At 65.9% G+C, this 18,317-nt stretch carries 17 protein-coding genes; all 17 read right to left on the bottom strand.

Going from position 1 to position 18,317, the window contains the following annotated elements; translation table 11 throughout:
* Positions 1–95: 95 nt before the first annotated feature.
* The 17 genes from ASC68_RS06305 to ASC68_RS06225 all read right to left on the bottom strand — a co-directional run bounded on the left by ASC68_RS06305 (position 96) and on the right by ASC68_RS06225 (position 18,308).
* A complete protein-coding gene (locus tag ASC68_RS06305; protein ID WP_055876537.1) occupies positions 96–404 on the bottom strand; it encodes a hypothetical protein in 309 nt (102 codons plus the stop codon).
* 66 nt (positions 405–470) lie between these two features.
* Positions 471–1,382 carry a carbohydrate ABC transporter permease gene (locus tag ASC68_RS06300; protein ID WP_055876534.1) on the bottom strand — a complete coding sequence of 304 codons (912 nt, stop codon included), beginning with the start codon at positions 1,380–1,382 and terminating at the stop codon, positions 471–473.
* Complete coding sequence (locus tag ASC68_RS06295; protein ID WP_082527958.1) at positions 1,382–2,338, bottom strand: ABC transporter permease subunit; 957 nt, start codon at positions 2,336–2,338, stop codon at positions 1,382–1,384. Before ASC68_RS06295 ends, ASC68_RS06300 begins: the two co-directional genes overlap by 1 nt.
* 4 nt (positions 2,339–2,342) lie before the next feature.
* Entirely contained in the window at positions 2,343–3,386 is a 1,044-nt protein-coding gene (locus ASC68_RS06290) for a LacI family DNA-binding transcriptional regulator (protein ID WP_156384620.1), read from the bottom strand.
* 135 nt (positions 3,387–3,521) lie between these two features.
* Entirely contained in the window at positions 3,522–3,740 is a 219-nt protein-coding gene (locus ASC68_RS06285) for a hypothetical protein (protein ID WP_055876528.1), read from the bottom strand.
* A 312-nt stretch (positions 3,741–4,052) separates the two neighbouring features.
* Positions 4,053–5,918 (bottom strand): hypothetical protein, encoded by a 1,866-nt coding sequence (locus ASC68_RS06280; protein WP_055876525.1) that lies wholly within the window; start codon positions 5,916–5,918, stop codon positions 4,053–4,055.
* Positions 5,915–7,051 (bottom strand): chemotaxis response regulator protein-glutamate methylesterase, encoded by a 1,137-nt coding sequence (locus ASC68_RS06275; protein ID WP_055876522.1) that lies wholly within the window; start codon positions 7,049–7,051, stop codon positions 5,915–5,917. Before ASC68_RS06275 ends, ASC68_RS06280 begins: the two co-directional genes overlap by 4 nt.
* Before the next feature lie 10 nt (positions 7,052–7,061).
* Positions 7,062–7,931 carry a protein-glutamate O-methyltransferase gene (locus tag ASC68_RS06270; RefSeq protein WP_055876519.1) on the bottom strand — a complete coding sequence of 290 codons (870 nt, stop codon included), beginning with the start codon at positions 7,929–7,931 and terminating at the stop codon, positions 7,062–7,064.
* A 168-nt stretch (positions 7,932–8,099) separates the two neighbouring features.
* Positions 8,100–8,552, bottom strand: coding sequence for a chemotaxis protein CheW (locus ASC68_RS06265; protein ID WP_055876517.1), 453 nt, complete (start codon positions 8,550–8,552; stop codon positions 8,100–8,102).
* Positions 8,553–8,563: 11 nt separating this feature from the next.
* Positions 8,564–10,378: a methyl-accepting chemotaxis protein gene (locus tag ASC68_RS06260; RefSeq protein WP_055876515.1), complete on the bottom strand. Its 1,815-nt coding sequence runs from the start codon at positions 10,376–10,378 to the stop codon at positions 8,564–8,566.
* A gap of 128 nt (positions 10,379–10,506) precedes the next feature.
* Positions 10,507–12,606: a methyl-accepting chemotaxis protein gene (locus ASC68_RS06255; protein ID WP_055876513.1), complete on the bottom strand. Its 2,100-nt coding sequence runs from the start codon at positions 12,604–12,606 to the stop codon at positions 10,507–10,509.
* On the bottom strand, positions 12,603–13,100 hold the full coding sequence (locus ASC68_RS06250; RefSeq protein ID WP_055876510.1) for a chemotaxis protein CheW: 498 nt from the start codon (positions 13,098–13,100) through the stop codon (positions 12,603–12,605). The genes ASC68_RS06255 and ASC68_RS06250 overlap by 4 nt, the downstream gene beginning before the upstream one ends.
* Positions 13,097–15,142 (bottom strand): chemotaxis protein CheA, encoded by a 2,046-nt coding sequence (locus ASC68_RS06245; RefSeq protein ID WP_055876507.1) that lies wholly within the window; start codon positions 15,140–15,142, stop codon positions 13,097–13,099. The genes ASC68_RS06250 and ASC68_RS06245 overlap by 4 nt, the downstream gene beginning before the upstream one ends.
* Positions 15,139–15,507, bottom strand: coding sequence for a response regulator (locus tag ASC68_RS06240; protein ID WP_055876504.1), 369 nt, complete (start codon positions 15,505–15,507; stop codon positions 15,139–15,141). Before ASC68_RS06240 ends, ASC68_RS06245 begins: the two co-directional genes overlap by 4 nt.
* Positions 15,504–15,836, bottom strand: coding sequence for an STAS domain-containing protein (locus tag ASC68_RS06235; RefSeq protein WP_082527957.1), 333 nt, complete (start codon positions 15,834–15,836; stop codon positions 15,504–15,506). The genes ASC68_RS06240 and ASC68_RS06235 overlap by 4 nt, the downstream gene beginning before the upstream one ends.
* Positions 15,837–16,315: 479 nt before the next feature.
* Positions 16,316–17,365, bottom strand: coding sequence for an HD domain-containing phosphohydrolase (locus ASC68_RS06230; RefSeq protein ID WP_055876498.1), 1,050 nt, complete (start codon positions 17,363–17,365; stop codon positions 16,316–16,318).
* A gap of 169 nt (positions 17,366–17,534) precedes the next feature.
* Positions 17,535–18,308: a glucose 1-dehydrogenase gene (locus tag ASC68_RS06225; RefSeq protein WP_055876495.1), complete on the bottom strand. Its 774-nt coding sequence runs from the start codon at positions 18,306–18,308 to the stop codon at positions 17,535–17,537.
* Positions 18,309–18,317 lie beyond the last annotated feature (9 nt).

Here is an 18,317-nt window from a genome sequence, read left to right as displayed (position 1 = left end):
GAGCTTCGCTAAGTCGCTGACGCGACAAGCTTCGCTTGCCTCCCCCAGCAAGGGGGAGGTGGGGGCCGGTGGGTTTGACGAGATGGCGCTCGCGGCTAGCGGAAGTGGATGAGGGCGAGCAGTCCCGATACCGCGAGGATCGGCAGCACCGCGAGGATCAGCGCCAGCACCAGCCAGCGACGCAGGATGGCGAGCACCAGCGCCGGGATGGTCATCATCACGAAGGGCACGATGAGCATGAGGGAGAAACCCTGGCTCATCGAACGGGTGATCAGTTCCATCTGCGGGGCGCGCAACAGGAAGTCGGCCTCGATGATGATGAACAGGGCGATCTGCAGCCCGGTGAGGACGAAGATCGTATTGCGCAGCCAGGGCGTCTTCGGGCGTACCGCGGTATCGGTCATGCGGCTCTCCCTTGCCCTCGAGCGGCAGGATGACCCGATTTCGGCCGACAATGACAGCGCAATCCATCATCCCTTCAGCGCTCCCGACATGGTGCCCTTGGTGAAGAATTTCAGGATCAGCGGGTAGATGGCGAGGATCGGCAGGATGGTGATGATGATCATCCCGGCCTTCAGCGCCTTCAGGTTGATCTGCGCCACGCCGATATTGTTGGCGGCGTTGTCGGCGCCGACGATAGCGAGCTTGTCGCCTTCGACCACGAACTGCCTGAGCACCACCTGCAGCGGGTACTTGGTCTGGTCGTTGAGGTAGATCATCGCCCGGAAGAACTCGTTCCAGTGGAAGACCAGGTAGAACAGGGCGATGGTCGCCAGAGCGGGCTTGGCCAGCGGCAGCACCACCTGGAAGAAGATCTGAAAGGCATTGGCGCCGTCGAGTTCGGCGGCCTCGAGCAGCTCCTCGGGGATCTCCTCGAAAAAGCGCACCAGGATGATCAGGTACCAGGCGTTCACCGCCTTGTAGAGGATGACGCTCCAGTAGCTGTCGAGCAGGCCCATCCGCTTCATCAGGAAGTAGTCGGGAATGATGCCTGGCTCGAACACGATGGTGACGAGGACCAGCAGAAAGATGACCCGCCGGCCGGGCAGGTTCGGCCGGCTCAGGCCCCAGGCCATCAGCGCCGTGCCGACGACGCCGATAAAGGTCGCGGTGGCGGTGATGAAGATCGAGTTGAGGATACCGCGCTGCACGTTGGGGTGCTGCAGCAGCAGCATCCAGACATCGAGCGAGAAGCCCGACGGCCATATGTCGAGGCCGCTCTTGCCGGCGACCCGGCTCGGATCGGAGAATGACACGGCGAGCAAGTTGAGGATCGGCTGCAGCATCACCACCACCATCGCCAGCAGGGTCGTGACGATGATGGCGTACTCGATGCGCTCGAGCGGGGTGCGACGGATCGCGGTGCCACGGGGCGCGGCCATCACCAGACTCCCTTGCCGGTGAGGCGCTTCGAAACGAAATGCGCAGAGAGGATGAGGATCATGCCGAACACCGCCTTGAACAGGCCGGCGGCCGTGGCGAGCGAGTATTCGCCGGTGTGCAAACCGATGCGGTAGACATAGGTATCGAGGATATCGATCTGGCCGCGGTTCACGTCGTTGAGGAAGTTGATGACCTGGTTGAGGTCGGCCGACAGGAACATGCCCATGTTGAGAATGAACAGCGTCGCGATGGTGGGGACGATCCCGGGGATGGTGACGTGCCAGACCTTCTGCCAGCGGTTGGCGCCATCGAGCTCGGCGGCCTCGTAGAGCGACTGATCGATGCCGATGATGGCGGCGAGATAGAGCAGGCTGTCCCAGCCGGCAGAACGCCAGATCTCGGAGAACACCAGCACCCAGCGGCTGGAGTTGCCATCGGTCATGAAGGCCACTGGCTTGGCGCCAAAGAAGCCGGTGATCTGGTTCACCGCGCCATCCGACGGCGACAGGATGGCGATGAACACGCCGGCGATCACCACCCAGCTCAGAAAGTGCGGCAAGTAGATCGCCGACTGCACGAATTTTCTGAGCCGCCCGCTCCGCACCTCGTTCAGGAGCAGCGCGACGATGATCGGCACCGGGAAGACGAAGAGGATCTTCAGCGTCGAGATGATCAGCGTGTTGGCCAGCACCTGGTAGAACACCGGCGAAGCGAACAGCGTCTGGAAGTGCTTCAGCCCGACCCAGAGATTGGGCGGGATGATCCGCACCTGCTCGAATGCCATCTTGGCTTCCCAGATCGGGAAATAGTGCCAGACGAGGAAGAACAGCAGGCCGGGGGCTAGCATGACGTAGTAGGGCCACCAGCGACGAACGCTATTGGCGAAGCGCTGCGACCTGGGAACGTTCCCGGCGACGCGTGCAATGACCGTCGCGTTTTGCTCGACGCTCGACATGCTTCTAGCTCCTCCCCGCTCCTGCGACGCGCAGGGGCGTTTGTACCGTCAGATCGGCGAGTGAGCCTCGCTCTATCAGGCGGCACGGCAAATAGGTGCGGCCATCCTGCGGACGACCGGCGATCTCATCGAACAGCGCTTGGGCGGCGCGGCGGCCAAGCTCGCGCGCCGGCTTCTCGATGGTGGTGAGACCGGGCCAGGAGAAGGCGCCAGCAGGCACCCCGTCAAAGCCGAGAATGGAGACATCGCGCGGGCATTCGCGGCCGGCCTCGCGCACTGCCAGCATGGCGCCGAGCGCCATCAGGTCGTTGGCGCAGAACACGGTGAGATGGCCGCTGCGCTGGCGCGCCATCAGCCGCTGCATGGCGGCATGGCCACCCTCGAAGGTATAGTCGCCATCTTCGACCAGCAGCACGGCCGGGTCGATATCACGCTCGAGGCAGTGCTCATGCACCGAACGCAGGAAGCGGGCCCGAGCCAGGCGGGATTTCGGACCAAGGATCAGGGCGGGCGCTGCGTGGCCGCGGGCGACCAGATGATCGAGCCCGAGCCGCACGGCCTGCCGGATGTCCGAGCCGATGCTTGGGGTATCGGGGAAGCGCTCGGCGCTGGAGCCGATCAGCGAGAAGGGCACCCCGAAGCGGCCGAAATCTTCGGCATTGTCGGAGACCGGGTTGACGATGGCGCCCTCGACCCGGGCCTGGCGCAAGGCGCGCAGGTGGCTGGCCTCGCGATCGTGGTCCCAGTCCGATGAGAAGACCAGCAGCGAAGCGCCGTTCTCGCCGACGATATCCTGGGCGCCGCGGGCGACCTCGGCCCAGAACGGGTTGGTGATATCGGGGATGACGAGGCCGAACAGGCCCGAGCGGCCAGACCGCATGCCGACCGCAAGGTGGTTGCGCTCGTAGCCGCTGGCGATGGCGGCCTTGCGCACCTTTTCCCGGGTGGCGTCGTTGACATCAGGGGAATCGGAGAGGGCGCGTGCGGCAGTGCTCTTCGACACGCCGGCAAGCCTTGCCACATCAATGATGGTGGGCCGTCTGCCCATGCAACCCTCCCGTGCCGTTCCCGGCATCTATTGGGAACGTTACCGGAAGTTAACGCCAGAGTCTAGATGGCCCAGGATGCGTGGATTTTAGTGCTCATCGCCGGCGCCAGCCTGCTGACCGGCCATGAGTTTTCGTCAGTGGTCGCGCGGTAAGAGGCCGCGACGACGCAGTTCCGCACGGACTGCGACGAAGCTCGGCACGTTGGTCACCAGCCGGTCGTCGCCCAACGGGTTGATGACCGCGAGCAGCGTCGCATCTGAGAAGTTGGTAAGGCGCTGCGTATCGACGTTCTCGTCGCTGCGGCGCAACATCGACATGAGCTCGACGAGCTCATGGTTATCCAAGTCATTCATCGGATTGGCCCCCGACAGACTCACGTAACGAGAGGCCCGCCGCCCCTGTATACGTGTAAACGCATATATGTCGGACCAGTTCCCGCTACGTCAAATCACATGTTGGGCCATGATCCTCTCCCGTATGGCGAGGGAGGCTGGGGACTGCCGGTGGTCGAGCCGATCCGCAGCTTCACCCCACGCGCGGTGTCATCCCAGCGAAAGCTGGGACCCAACTATCGGCTGGCGCGAGCCGTGAGATGGGTCCCAGCTTTCGCTGGGATGACAGCCGGGGGGTGTGGGGGCCGAGCGTCCTGACCTGGACGCAATCGTTCAGAAGAACAGGTCGTCCAGGGCGGCGTCGGTGTCGGCGGCGGGTTCGGGGGCGATTTCGATGCCGGTGAAGGCGTCGTGGACACGGCGCTCGGCGTCCATGGTGTAGCGCTTGCGCAGGGTGGCGAGGAACTCGGTCAGTTCGATAGAGGGGGGCTCGCCTCCACCAAGCTGCGCTTGGTCGCCCTCCCCCACCCCACGAGGGAGGATAAGAGCGGCAATCCCCAGTTCGATATCGCTCAGGGCTTCCGAGATGGCGCCGTGGTTGGCGAGGCTGTCGACGGCCTGGTGCAGGCGGTCGGCGACCTTGGGGCCGTCGTCGTAGAGTTCGACCAGCGCCTTCTTCATCCGCATGCCGACGGTTTCGAGCTGGGTGAGCGAGGCCGCAGCCTCGCGCTCCAGATCGCCAACGCGGCCGGCACCGGCGCCGGTGGCGTTGGTGAAGGCGGCGGAGAAGCGGGCAGCTTCGTTCAGCCGTTCGACCGCCTCATGCGCCGAAACCACGGTCTCGCCGGTGAGGGTCCTGAGTTGCTGGGCGATGACGTCGAGAGCACGGCCGCGCGGGCCGAGCTGGGCGCATTTGACCGCGGCATTGAGCGAGACGAGGCGCATCTTGTACTCGATCTCCTGCACCGCCTCGACGTGGTTGAGCAGGACGCCGACTGTCTCCGAGACGGCGACCGCGACGCGATCGAGTTTTTCGCGCTCGCTTTCGCAATCGCGCAGCACGGCAACGGCGCGGCGCACGGCGCTGTGCAGTTCGGAAAGGGCCGAGCGGTTCTCGGCCGAACCGTAGACCTGGCGCGCATGCTCGAGCACCGCTTCGACGTCGTCGGCGAGCTGAGTGAGCGCCTCGGCGCCAGAGGCCATTTCGAAGACGAGGGTTTCGCGCGCGCCGGCGAGCTGCTGGCGCTGCAGTTCGGTGATGGGGTCACTCAGTGTCGAGCTCCCCCCTCCCCCATGCTCAGCGTGGGCCCCCTCCCCCGCCCCGCGGGGGAGGGTAAGGGTGGAGAGATCGCGGAGGGCGGCTTCGACGTGTTCGACGCGCTGGCGGGTGGCATCACCGACCTGCAGGGCCATGACGGTGGTGGCGACCTTGTCGGCGATGGCGCGGGACATCTGGCCGGTGACGGCGCTGGAGCGGACCGAGGTGAGGCGCTGCTCGGTGACTTCGGCGAGGTCGCGCTCGAGCTCAGTGGCGAGAGTCGAGAGCGTATCGCGGTGCGCCTGCTCGAAGCTGGCGCGGGCGGTGGCGGCTTCGCCGACGACGATGCTGAGCGCTTCATAGGTGCGCGAGAAGCGCTGGATGGTGGTCGTGGCAGAGTCCGACAGCTGCGCGATGTCGGTGGTGAAAACGCCGAAATCCTCGGTGTCGGTGACGACGCTGGCGGCGACGACGCGGGCATTGATGGCGACGATGCCCATCATTTTGACGGTACGGCGCAGCTCCGAGATCGGGTGCGAAGCGCCGCGCAGCGCGTCGACGAGGCGGTTGAGATCGGCCTGCTCGGCGCCGAGCGTGACGGAAATCTCGCCGGCACGGCGGCCGACCACGGCGAGGCGATCGGTGGCCTCGGCGAGGTCCGGACCTTCGAGATCGACCGGCAGGGTTTCGAAGGTGTCGGTGAGGCGCGACAGGATCTCGGCGCACTCGGCAAGCCGGGCGCCAACGGCGACGAAGGCGCCATCGATGGCGTCGCGGGGGGCCGCGAGGTCGGCGGCGAGGGTGAGAATGCGGGGCGAGAGGAGATCTGCGTCAGCACTCCTGAGAGTCTGTCCGCCCCCTCCCCCATGCTCTGCATGGGCCCCCTCCCCCGCCACGCGCGAGAGGATAACGGAGAGCTCAGTGGCAGGGGACGAGGTCATGCGGTGTCCTTTTGCGGGGCACGGGCGGCGTAGGTGGTGATTTCGGTGGCGACGCGGCGGAGCGAGACCACCTTGTCGGCGGCGCCGAGCGCAATGGCTTCCTTGGGCATGCCGAAGACGATCGAGCTCTCTTCGTCCTGGGCGAGCGTGGCGGCGCCGGCCTGTTTCATTTCGAGCAGGCCGCGGGCACCGTCGTCGCCCATGCCAGTCAGAATGATGCCGAGCGCGTTTTTGCCGGCGGCATAGGCGGCGGAGCGGAACAGCACGTCGACCGAAGGGCGATGGCGCGACACGTGCGGCCCGTCGACGATGCTGACGGTGTAGCGCGACCCCGAGCGCTGCAGCGACATATGGTGGTTGCCCGGGGCGATCAGCACGCGGCCGGGTTCGACCACATCGCCATCCTCGGCTTCCTTCACCTCCATCTGGCAGAGGCCATTGAGGCGGCGGGCGAAGGCGGCGGTGAAGCGCTCAGGCATGTGCTGGACGATGACGATGCCGGGTGTGGTGGCGGGCAGCGCCTCGAGCACATCGCGCAGCGCCTCGGTGCCGCCGGTGGAGGCGCCGATGCAGATCACCGGCGCCGTGGTGGGCATCGAGGCGGCAGCCGAGGCGGCGCGGGCAGCGGAGCGCTGCGGGATCACTGCGTCGGCGGTGAGTTTCTTTTCGACTGCGAGTTTCGGCGCCGGGGGACGGACGCGCCCTTTGAGCCTTGCATGGGCAGCGGAGCGGGCCGCTTCGCAGATGCGGACGCGGGAATCGTGCAGGAACTGGGCGGTATCGACGCGCGGCTTCTGCACCACATCGACGGCGCCCGCTTCCAGCGCCTCGATCAGCGTGTCGCTGCCCTCGCCGGCATGCGACGAGCAGATCACCACCGGGATGGGACGCTGCGACATCAGCTTCCTGAGAAAGGTGATGCCATCCATGCGCGGCAGCTCGATATCGAGGATGATGACATCGGGCACTTCGGCGCGGATCCGCTCGACCGCGATATAGGGGTCAGCCGCCGTCGCCATCACTTCGAGCTCGGGGTCGGACGAGATGATGTCCGAGAGCGTGGTGCGCACGGCGGCGGAGTCGTCGACGATCAGCACACGGATCTTGCGGTCGGTTTCGGCGGAGGCGGACATCGAGGGGATCTCAGAGCTTCTGGAACACGGCGGGGGCGACCTGCCGCACGGCGAGCGAGGTGCCAATCATCGACTCCGAATGCCCCAGCACGATGTAGCCACCGGGGCGGAGGTGATCGACGAGGCGGGCGACGACGGCGTCCTGGTCCGCCTTCTCGAAATAGATCAGCACGTTGCGCAGGAAGATCACGTCGACATCGCGATCGAACGGGTAGGTCTGGTCCATCAGGTTGAGATGGGTGAAGCGCACCTGACGGCGGAGCTCGGGCACCATGCGCACCTCGCGACGGGCGCCGGGGCGGCGCGCATGCATGAGGTAGCGCGCCTGCATCTCGGGCGGCACCGGCGCGAGCATTTCGGCCGGGTAGACGGCACGACGCCCCTGCGCCAGCACGGTGGTGGAGATGTCGGTGCCGAGGATGGCGAAGCGGAAGTCGTTGCGCTGGGCCACCAAGTCATCGAGCACCATGGCGAGGGTATAGGCCTCGGCGCCGGTGGAGCTGGCGGCGCTCCAGACCTTCAGCAGCGGGTTGCGCTCGCGGGTCTTGAGCAGGGCGGGCACCATGTGCTCGACCAGGAAATCGAAGTGCTCGGCCTCGCGGAAGAAGTCGGTCTTGTTGGTGGTGACGGCGTTGATCAGATGGGTGAGTTCGCGCTCGAGCCCGCCTTGTTTGAACAGGAAGCTGCAATAGCTGGCGAAATCGGGCTGGCCGAGCGCCCGCATGCGCTTGCGCAGCCGGCCCTCGACCATCAGGCGCTTGCCCGGCGGCAGCTTGATACCGGCCTCGCCTTCGATGAGCTTGGCAATGCGGCCGAAATCGAGCGCGCTGAGGTGATCGTCGGCGTCGTCGGGCTGGGGTTTTTGGGCGAGGCTAGGCATTGGACGCCCTCGGAGAGTTCTGGCGCGCGCTGCCCCACCCCCTCCCGGCCTCCCCCATCAAGGGGGAGGTGAAGAGTTGAGCGTGTGGCTCGGTCGTGCCCAGCGCACTGGCGGGCACCTCCCCCCTTGTGGGGGAGGTTGGGAGGGGGGTGGCAGTCAATCCCAACATCACGCCGCCTCAGCCACGCTGCCCAATAACCGGTCGAGATCCAGCACGGTGACGAAGCTGCCGTTGCGGCGGCCGATGCCGGCGACGGCGTGGCCGCGCCAGTTACCCGAGATGGCCGGGGGCGGTTCGAGCCCTGCGGCGTCGAGCACGGTGACTTCGAAGACCCGGTCGGTGCGCAGCCCGACGGTCATCGGGCCGGCGCCGCCGCTGACATTGAGCACCACGATACGGGTGTTCTCGGTGTCCTCCGCCTCGGGCAGCCCGAGGGTCAGGCGCAGGTCGAGCACCGGGATGCCCTGCCCACGCACATCGGTCATCCCGAGCAGGTTGGCGGGGGCCTGCGGCAGGCGCGCCACCGGACGCATCTCGAGGATCTCCTGGACCTTGTCCACCGGGGCGGCGAACAACTCGCCATTGACCCCGAGCGTTACGTACTGGGCTCTCTCGGCCATCGCGGCTCTCCTCAGGCTGCGCCGCGGCGGGTGAACTCGCTGTCGAGCTCGTCGCCGGCATCGTCGATATCGAGATCGAAGCCGCCATTGCTGCTCGGCTTGCCGGCCGAACGGGGCCGCGGCTTCAGGTGCGGGGCCTTGGCCATGATCTCGCTGCGGATGGCGTTGCTGCGCTTTGCCGCCGGCTTCTTGGCGGCTTCGGCAGCAACCTCGCGGCTCGCCTCGATGCGGAAGTAGCTGATGGCGTTCTGCAACTGCTCGGCCTGGCTCGCCAGCTCCTCGGAGGTGGCCGACATTTCCTCGGCCGCCGAGGTGTTCTGCTGGGTGACCTTGTCGAGTTGCTGGATGGCGGTGTTGATCTGGCTGGCGCCGGCATTCTGCTCGCGCGCTCCGGCGGTGATCTCCTCGACCAGCTCGGCCGTGCGCTGGATGTCGGGGACCAGGCGGGTCAGCATCTCGCCGGCCGACTGCGCGGTTTTCACCGTGGTGTCGGAGAGGGTCGAAATCTCGGCGGCGGCAGCCTGGCTGCGCTCGGCGAGTTTGCGTACCTCGGAGGCAACGACGGCGAAGCCGCGGCCATGCTCGCCGGCGCGCGCAGCTTCCACCGCTGCATTGAGCGCCAACAGGTCGGTCTGCCGGGCAATTTCCTGCACCACCATGATCTTCTGCGCGATGGTCTGCATGGCGGCGACGGCGTCGTTGACCGCGCTGCCCGAAGCGATGGCGTCGGCAGCGGACTGCCGGGCAATCTTTTCGGTCTGCAGCGCGTTGTCGGCGGACTGCTTGATGGTGGCGGCCATCTCTTCCATCGAGGCGGACGCCTCTTCGGTGGATGAGGCCTGTTCGGTGGCGCCCTGGCTCAGCTGCTCGGCGGTGGCGGAGAGCTCCTGCGAACCGGCGGAGACGTTGTTGGCCGAGGTGATGGCTTCGGCGATGACATCGCGCAGCTTTTCGACCATGCGCTGCAGCGCGAGGCCGAGCGTGTCGCGGTCGGAAAGCGGCTTGGGCTCGACAGTCAAGTCGCCATCGGCGATGCGGTCGGCGATGGCGGCGGTGGCGCGGAGGTTGGCGGTCATCACGTTGACGGTCGCAACGAGATCCTTGATTTCGTCATTGGATTTGATCTCGATGTTCTGGTCGAGATCACCAAGAGCGACGGCGCTGACCACCTGGCTGATCTTGCCGAGGCCGCGGCTGATGCCGATGATGATCATGGCGGCAGCGCTGATGGCGATGATGGTCGAGCCAACCAGCAGCGCGGTCAGCAGCAGCGAAGACGAGCCGTAGAGGGCTTCGGCATTGGCGATGGCTTCGTCGAGCTGGGTGTTGTTGAGCGCGACGATCTCATCGAGCCGGGCCACCGAAGCCGCACGGACTTCGGCGGCCTTGCCGGCGGCGAGCGCGAAGGCTTCGGCATCGAGGTTGAGGGTCGAGAGGCGGCGCACTTCGGCGTGCTGGACCAGGTAGGCGTCATAATCGGCGCCGAATTTGTCGACCAGTGGCTTGCCGACCTCGCTGGAGAGTTCGCGCAGTGTCGCGGTATCGGCGTGGACGGCGTCGATCTCGCCGTCCATCTGGGTGACCAGCGCCGTGATGGCGCCGGGGTCCTGGGTGAGGATCAGGTTCTTTTCGTCGCGCGCCACTTTGAGGGTCGAGGTCTCCAGCTCGGCAGCGAGCTGGATGCGCTTGACGTTGCCTTCCATGGCGGCGTTGAACGAGCTGTTGAGCGCCCCGAGGTTCAGCAGCGCAATGGCCATGCTGATGGCGCTGAGCACGATGACCGTGGTGAAGGCCGCGATCAGCTTGGTCTTGATGGTCAATCTCATTTGGCGTGGCCCCCTAGCCCACGGACCGCTTCTGCGGTCCTCTGCCCAAAATCTGCAGTCAGTAAGATCGGCGTTCTGCGATTGGCCGGGGCGAGCGAACACCCCGGCCGGACTCAGTCGGTGTCGGATCAGGCAGTGCCGCGGCGGGTGAATTCGCTGTCGAGATCGTCGCCCATGTCATCGAGCTCGAGGTCGAAGCCGCCGCCGGTGGCGCGGGCCGGAGTTTTCTTGCGCGTCAGGTGCGGCGCCTTGCTGAGGATCTCTTCCTGCAACTGGGCGGTGCGACGGGCGCGCTGCGGGGCGCGGTCGTTGGCGGCATCGACGCGGGCCAGCTGGCCCTGGTCGATGCGGAAGTAGCTGATGGCGCTCTGCAACTGCTCGGCCTGGCTGGCCAGCTCCTCGGAGGTGGCCGACATTTCCTCGGCCGCCGAGGTGTTCTGCTGGGTGACCTTGTCGAGCTGCTGGATGGCGGTGTTGATCTGTGCCGCGCCGGCATTCTGCTCACGCGAGCCGGCGGAAATCTCTTCCACCAGTTCGGCCGTGCGGCGGATATCGGGCACGAGCTTACTCAGCATGTCGCCGGCCGAGCGCGCCGCCTTCACCGTGTCGACCGAGAGGGTCGAAATCTCGGCGGCGGCAGCCTGGCTGCGCTCGGCGAGTTTCCGCACCTCGGAGGCTACCACCGCGAAGCCCCGGCCATGTTCGCCGGCCCGGGCGGCTTCCACCGCGGCGTTGAGCGCGAGCAGGTCGGTCTGGCGGGCGATCTCCTGCACCACCATGATCTTTTCAGCGATGGTCTGCATGGCGGTGACGGCATTGCCGACGGCTTCGCCGGAGGCATTGGCATCGGCGGCCGACTGGCGGGCGATCTTCTCGGTCTGGCTGGCGTTGTCGGCCGACTGCTTGATGGTCGAGGCCATCTCTTCCATAGAGGCGGACGCCTCTTCGGTCGAGGAGGCCTGCTCGGTGGCGCCCTGGCTCAGTTGCTCGGCGGTAGCCGACAGCTCCTGGCTGCCGGAAGCGACGTTGCGGGCCGCAGCAGTGACCTCGCTCACCACTTCGCGCAGCTTCTGCGTCATCAGGTTGAGCGCGTCGATCACATCCTTGATCTCGTCGTTCGACTTGACCTTGGCTTCGGCGCTTAGATCGCCGCCGGCGACCGCATTGGCGAGACCAAGCGCGGCGCCGAGCGACTTCGAGATCGAGAAGACGATCCACAGGGCAGCGAGGATGGCGATGACGGCCGAGCCGATGAGCAGGCCGATCAGCAGGGTCATTGCGCCCTCATAGAGCTGGCGGGCCTCATCGTCGGCGGCGTTGAGCAGCTCCTTGTTGCGCACGATCATCGTGTCGATCGTCGCATTGGCGACACGGCGCAGTTCAGCCGCTTCATTGGCAGCCAACAGGGCGTTGAAATCGCCGCGCTGGATCGAGACCTCGACCGCCTTGTCCATGGCTACGACCAGGCCGTCATAAGCCTCGTGAGCGGTTTTCAGCAGGCCGGCTTCCGTCGCGGGAACGGTGCGCTCGAGGGTGGGGAACAGCTGGGCCAGGCCTTCGATGCCGGCCTTGTAGTCGGCATACCACTCGTCCTGCTTGGCCGGGAGCGAGGAGGCGAGCAGCACGTTGCGCTGCTGGCGGAAAGCATCGGTGATGGTCATGAAGGCCTCGGACGCCGCCTTGAAGGCGGGAAAGGCCGAGAGGTCGCCAGCGCTGACGCGGTTGGAGAGGCCGGTGACGAGAGCCGTCATCGCCTCCTCGAGCGTGCCGAGCGCGCTGCTGCCATCGGTGGTGGTGATCTCGAGCGCCTCTGTATCGGTGTTGAGCGAGGCGAGATCCATCACCTTCTGCGCGCCGACCTTGTAGGCCGCAGTCTGCGCGGCGAACTCATCGAGGCTCTCGCGGACCTGGGCATCCTTGACGTTGTCGTTGAGGAAGGCCGAGTACTTCTCGATCTCGGCGCCATCCTCACCGATCTTCTCAACATAGTCGGCGATCTCGGCGGCATCGTCGCTGATGATCATGGCGCGCAGGCGCGAGCCGATCGACTCGAGGTGGGTCTGCACCTCCATCATCGCCATGGTGTTGGCGGCACGGACGTTGACGATGGTGTCGAGCGACTGGTTCAGCCTGTCGAGGTTCTGCAGCGCGATCAGCATGCTGACGCCCGACATGACGATGACGGCACCGAACACGGCCGCCAGCTTTGCCTTGATAGTTAGCCTCACGATGCGGCCCTTTCTTCTGATGCGTTAGGCGAGCCGCTTCTGCGGCCCTCTAGTTCAAAGATGCGGTGGATGTCGGGGATGATGATGAACTCGCCCCGGCGCTTGCCGATGCCGCGCACGTAGTCGGGCCGCCAGCGCATGCCGACGCGCGGCGCCTCCTCGATGGCGGCAGGCTCGATATCGGTGACGTCGTAGACCTTGTCGGCAAGAATGCCGACAACGCTCGGCTCGCCTTCGATCTCGGTTTCGATGACGACGATGCGGGTGTCCTGGTCGGGTTCGGCGCTCTTCATGCCGAAGGCCACCTTCAGATCGGTGAGCGGCACGACGCGACCGCGCACGTTGATCAGGCCGGCGGCGAAAGGCGAGGCGTTGGGCACCTCGGTGACCGGCACCAGATCGAGGATCTCGCGGACGCTCCGCGCCTCGATGGCGAACAGTTCGTCGTCGAGCCTGAGGGTCAGGGCGCGCATCGGTTCGGTGAAGGCGGTCATGCCGCGGCCCTCCCCTCGGTATTGCGATATTTCTCCTCATGCGCCTGGCCGTAGGAGACCAGCCGCGAGGTATCGAGGATCAGCGCCACGGTGCCGTCGCCAAGGATGGTGGCGCCCGAGAAGGTCTCGAGGTCGGTGTGGAGCTTACTGAGCTGCTTGATGACGGTCTGATTGTTGCCGATGATCTGGTCGACCACCAGGCCGGCCCGGCCCTCGCCTGACGAGATGATCACCACCTTCTGGTGGGTATCGGCCTCACCCGGGGTGTTGAACAGGTCGCGCAGCCGCAGGAATGGCACCAGGCTGCCGCGGATATCGAGGAAGTTGCGCCCGCGCGAATGGGTCGCGACCTCGGCCGGCAGCTCGACGCACTCCTCGACCGCCGAGAGCGGGATCGAGTAGCGGCCATTGCCGACGCGGACCAGCATGCCCTCGATAATGGCCAGGGTGAGCGGCAGGCGGAGTGTCGCCGTGGTGCCTTCGCCAGGCCTGGTGGAGAGCTCGATCTTACCGCGGAGGCCATCGATAGTGCGCTTGACCACATCCATACCGACACCGCGGCCGCTGAGCGAGGTCACCTCCTTCGCCGTCGAGAAGCCGGGCGCGAAGATCAGCTGGAACAGATCGTGGTCGGCAATGCGCGACTCCGGCGTCAGCAGCCCCTGCTCTTCCGCCTTGGCCCGGATACGGGCGGCGTTCAGCCCAGCGCCATCATCGGTGACCGAGATCGCCACCTCGGCGCCGGCATAGACGGCGGAGAGGCGCACGGTGCCTTTCACCGGCTTGCCCGCCCTGATGCGCTGCTCGGCTGTTTCGAGGCCGTGATCGACCGAGTTGCGGATCAGGTGGACCAGCGGGTCGGCGAGCCGCTCGATCATGGTCTTGTCGAGCTCGGTGTCCTCACCCGTGGTGATGAACTCGATTTCCTTGTCGAGATCGCGGCTCAGGTCGTGCACGAGCCGGCGGAAGCGCGAGAACAGCGAGCCGATCGGCACCATGCGGATGCCCATGGTGGTGTCGCGCAGGCCTGAGCTCAGGCGCTCCAGCTCCTCGGCGATGGTTTTCAGATTGCCGTCGGAGCTCTGGGCCGCCATCTGCGACAGGCGCGCCTGAGCGATGACCAGCTCGCCGACCCGATCCATCAGTTCATCGAGCCGCTCGGCCGGCACGCGCAAGGACGTCGAGGCGCGCTCGGCGGTTTCGGTCTTCGGTTCTCTCGGCTCGCGTTGGGTGCGGACCGGGGCGGCGTCAGCGATGGGTTCGTCGGCCTCAAGCACCGGTACATCCTCAGCGAGGATGTCGAGCACCGGCGAAGATATCGGCTCGGGCGCGACGACAGCCGCGAGCGGTTCGATCGATAGCTCCATCCCATCCTTCAGGAACAGGAAGACATCGTCGAGTGCAGCGGTGGGGTCGGGATGGGCGAGGTCGACCTGCCAGCCGAGGTGGCACGCTTCGGGATCGAGCACATCAAGGGTGGGGACGCTGTCGATAAGCGCCGTGACCTCGCAGGAACCGAGGTCGGCGATTTCGCCGAGCAGCAGCAGCGGGTTGGTGCCGTGCACCAGCGCATCCTCGGGCAGCTTGAAGCGGATGCGCCAGCGGCCGGTTACCTGAGGCGCGACATTGGCAGCAACAGTGGCGCTCTGCGCCATCGGCGCGGCCGGGAAGCGGTCGGGTTCGACGATGCCGCGGAGGGCAGCAAGGATGGCGTCGCCGGCATCGGTCGCGGCGTCGGGCGTTTCGATCAGGTGATGCACGTGGTCCTTGGCGTCGAGCGCCACGGCGACCAGCTCGGGAGTGATCGGCGACAGGCCCTTGCGCACCTTGTCGAAGGCGGTCTCGAACTCATGCACGAACGCCGCCACATCGGTGAAGCCAAACATGGCGCCGGAACCCTTGATGGTGTGCAGCGCCCGGAACACTGAATTGACCAGGTCGGCATCGCCAGGGTTCTGCTCGAGATCGAGCAGGCCCTGCTCGAGCTGCTCGAGCAGTTCGCGGGCTTCCTGCCGGAAAGTGTCGGTGGGGTCGGAGCTCATGCGCCAGTCACCTTCCTGATCACGGCCAAGAGCTGGTCCTGCTTGAACGGCTTGACGATCCAGCCGGTGGCGCCGGCCTCGCGGGCCTGGCGCTTCAGCTCCTCGTCGGACTCGGTGGTCAACAGGATCACCGGGATGCCTTTACCGGCGGGGTGCTGACGGAACTTCTTCAGGAATTCCAGGCCGTTCATGACCGGCATATTGAGATCAGTGACCACCGCGTGCACCGTCTCGGTGGTGGCCTTGTTGTAGCCCTCGAGCCCGTTGCCGGCCTCGAGCACGGTGAGACCGGCGCTCTTCAGCGTCATGGCGACCATCTGCCGGATGGAGGCGGAATCATCGATGGTGAGGATGGTCTTGCTCATGCCGCCTCGCGCGTCAGGGTCCAGGAGGAAAGGGTTGTCACCAGTGGCCGGCCGGCCGCGGTGAAGAAGCCGGCGCGCACCAGAGCGCGGCCCATCGGCGTCGCAGCATCGGCAGCAAGGCTGAGGGTGCGATCGTCGGCGACAGCGCTCTTGGTGGCCGAAACCAGCAGCTGCAGCGTGCCGACATCGACGCTCTCAACGGCGGCGGTGTCGAGGTCGATAGCCCGATGCTCGGCCAAAGCTTGCTTGAGGCGAGTATGGAGTTCGGAAATATTGCGTAGGGAAAGGTCGCCGCTCAAATGGAGCGGGTGCGCTGATGGTCGCGACATGGCTTCGTTCTGGCCCCGGACAAGTATGCTTCTGCGATACGTAACGTCTTGTTTTCAGCGGCAAAACCGCAACCTCGGCGGGAACGACGGTTCTGTCGCCCCAGCCCGAAAACAGTCCCCGCGTCCACGGAATTGCTGTTTGCCCCTGATGACCACGATGATCAGCGCTATTTGTTAAGTCTCAATTACCGCTAAGCAGTATTTGGTAGAATTATGGCGATTAAGTAATCGCAAGTATTGCGTGCGGCGTATTGAGTCAGCCGAACCCGCCGTCATGACTCACAAGAATCGTCGCGCGACTCTGATCGAGTCGCCGGATGCTTGCCGGGAGTCATCGGCGACCTGCGCCTGATAGCCAATACTGCCGATACTCAGGAGTTGGAGGCGTGCGACAGATGTGCGCACGGCGAAGTGCCTGATCTCGTCGGGCGAGCCCAGCCGTCGCCGGATTACGATGACTTGCGCGGCAGGAGCCCGGTTCAGCCGGCGAGGCGGGTGTCCTCGGGGACGGCCAGCATCAGGGCGAGGATTTCCGCCCAGCGGGCCTCGAAAGCGGCCACGCAGGCAGGGTCGAAATGCGTGCCGGCGAGCGACAGGATCTCGCGATAGGCCTCTTCGATCGGCCAGGCGCGCTTGTAAGGACGCTCGGAACAGAGGGCATCGAACACATCGGCGATGGCGACGACGCGCGCTTCGATTGGAATATCGGTGCCGGAGAGACGATCGGGATAGCCGGTGCCGTCCCAACGCTCGTGATGGCTCTGGGCGATCAGCTCGGCAGTGCGGATGACCTCGGACGAGCCGTGTTCGAGAATGCGGGCGCCGATCGAAACGTGGGTGCGCATGACGCGCAACTCGTCCGGCGTCAGCTTGCCGGGCTTACTGAGGATGGCGTCGGCGATGCCGATCTTGCCGATATCGTGCAACGGCGCTGCCAGGTAGATCATGCGGCAGCGCTCGGGGCTCAAGCCGATGGCGGCGGCGATCATCGAGGAGACCTGGGCGACGCGCGAGACATGCTCGCCGGTATCGCCGTCGCGATACTCGATGGCGCGGGCGAGGCGCCAGATGATCTCTTCCTCGCGCTCGACCAAATGACGGGTGGCGCTTTCGACCTCGCGGGCGAGCCAGGCGGCGCGGTCGGCGAGTTCGCTCTGCGACCGGCGCAGGGCGAGGAGGTTGCGGACACGGGCCTGCAGCTCGGTGGAATCGAACGGCTTATTGACGAAATCGGTGGCGCCGGCGGCGATGGCGCGGACCCGCAAAGCCGGAGCGTTGTCGGAGGTGACCATGACGATCGGCACCAGGCGGTAGGCCTCCTCGGCGCGCAGGCGCCGGGTCAGCTCGACGCCATCCATCTCGGGCATCACGTGATCGACGAGGACGAGATCGAACTGCGTGGTGGCGGCGAGCGCCAATGCCTTGCTCGGCAGCAGCGAGGCGGCGATCTCGACATCTTCGAGGGCGCCGATCACATGGCTGATGAAGGCCAGGCTCGAACGCGAGTCATCGACGATAAGCACACGCACCGGCTGAGCCCCAAAGCGGCGGTTGGACCACAGCACCTAAGCGGGCCCGAGTTAACAATATCAAAAACTGCGTAGCGGCCCGCTGGCGATGTTACGCGTGGTTACTGATTTGTATTTGCTCGGCAAAGCTTAGGTGGCGGGCGCGAGAAGTTGACCGGCTGGTCAAAGCTTAGCGCGAGGTCCAGCCGCCATCGATGATGAGGGTCTGGCCGGTGATCAGAGAGGCGGCCGGCGAAGCGAGGAAAGCGACGGCGCCGGAGACTTCCCGGGGCTGGCCGACGCGATGCAGCGCGGCGATGCGCTCCACCACGTCGTCGCGGAAGCCGGGGCGGCCGAGCGCCTCGGCGGTGCCGTCGGTCTCGATGAAGGTGGGGGCGACGGCGTTGACGGTGATGCCATACTTGCCCCACTCGACCGACATGCACTTGGTCATGTGGGCGACGGCGGCCTTGGAGAGGCAGTAAATGGCTTCGCCGGGCAGCGCGATGAAGCCGGCCTGCGAGCTCATGTTGACGATGGCGCCGCCCTGGCCGCGGGCAATCATGTGGCGGGCAACGCGCTGGGCGATGAAGAAGCTCGCCTTGACGTTGAGGTTGATGGTCAAATCGAACTCGTCCTCGGTGAAATCCTCGATCGGCCCCTCGGTGCCGCCGCCAACATTGTTGACGAGGATATCGAGGTGGCCGAGCGCGGCGATGGCGGCATCGACCGCGCTATAGGCCTGGGGCAGATCCATCACGTCCATCTGCAACGGCACGGCGCGGCGGCCGAGCGCCTCGATCTCGGCGATGACCTCGGCGCCGGAGGCTTTGTCGCGAAGACCGAGCGCGATGTCGGCGCCGGCATTGGCGAGGGCCAGCGCAATGGCGCGGCCAAGGCCGCGGGCGGCGCCGGTGACGAGCGCGGTCTTGCCGGTGAGGTCGTAGCTGGGCAGATCGGTCATGTGCTTCTT

It is taken from the genome of Devosia sp. Root105, from assembly GCF_001424865.1.
Lineage (GTDB): Bacteria > Pseudomonadota > Alphaproteobacteria > Rhizobiales > Devosiaceae > Devosia_A.
The sequence above is the reverse complement of the archived record's forward strand: the minus strand, read 5'-3'. Positions and strand labels throughout refer to the sequence as shown.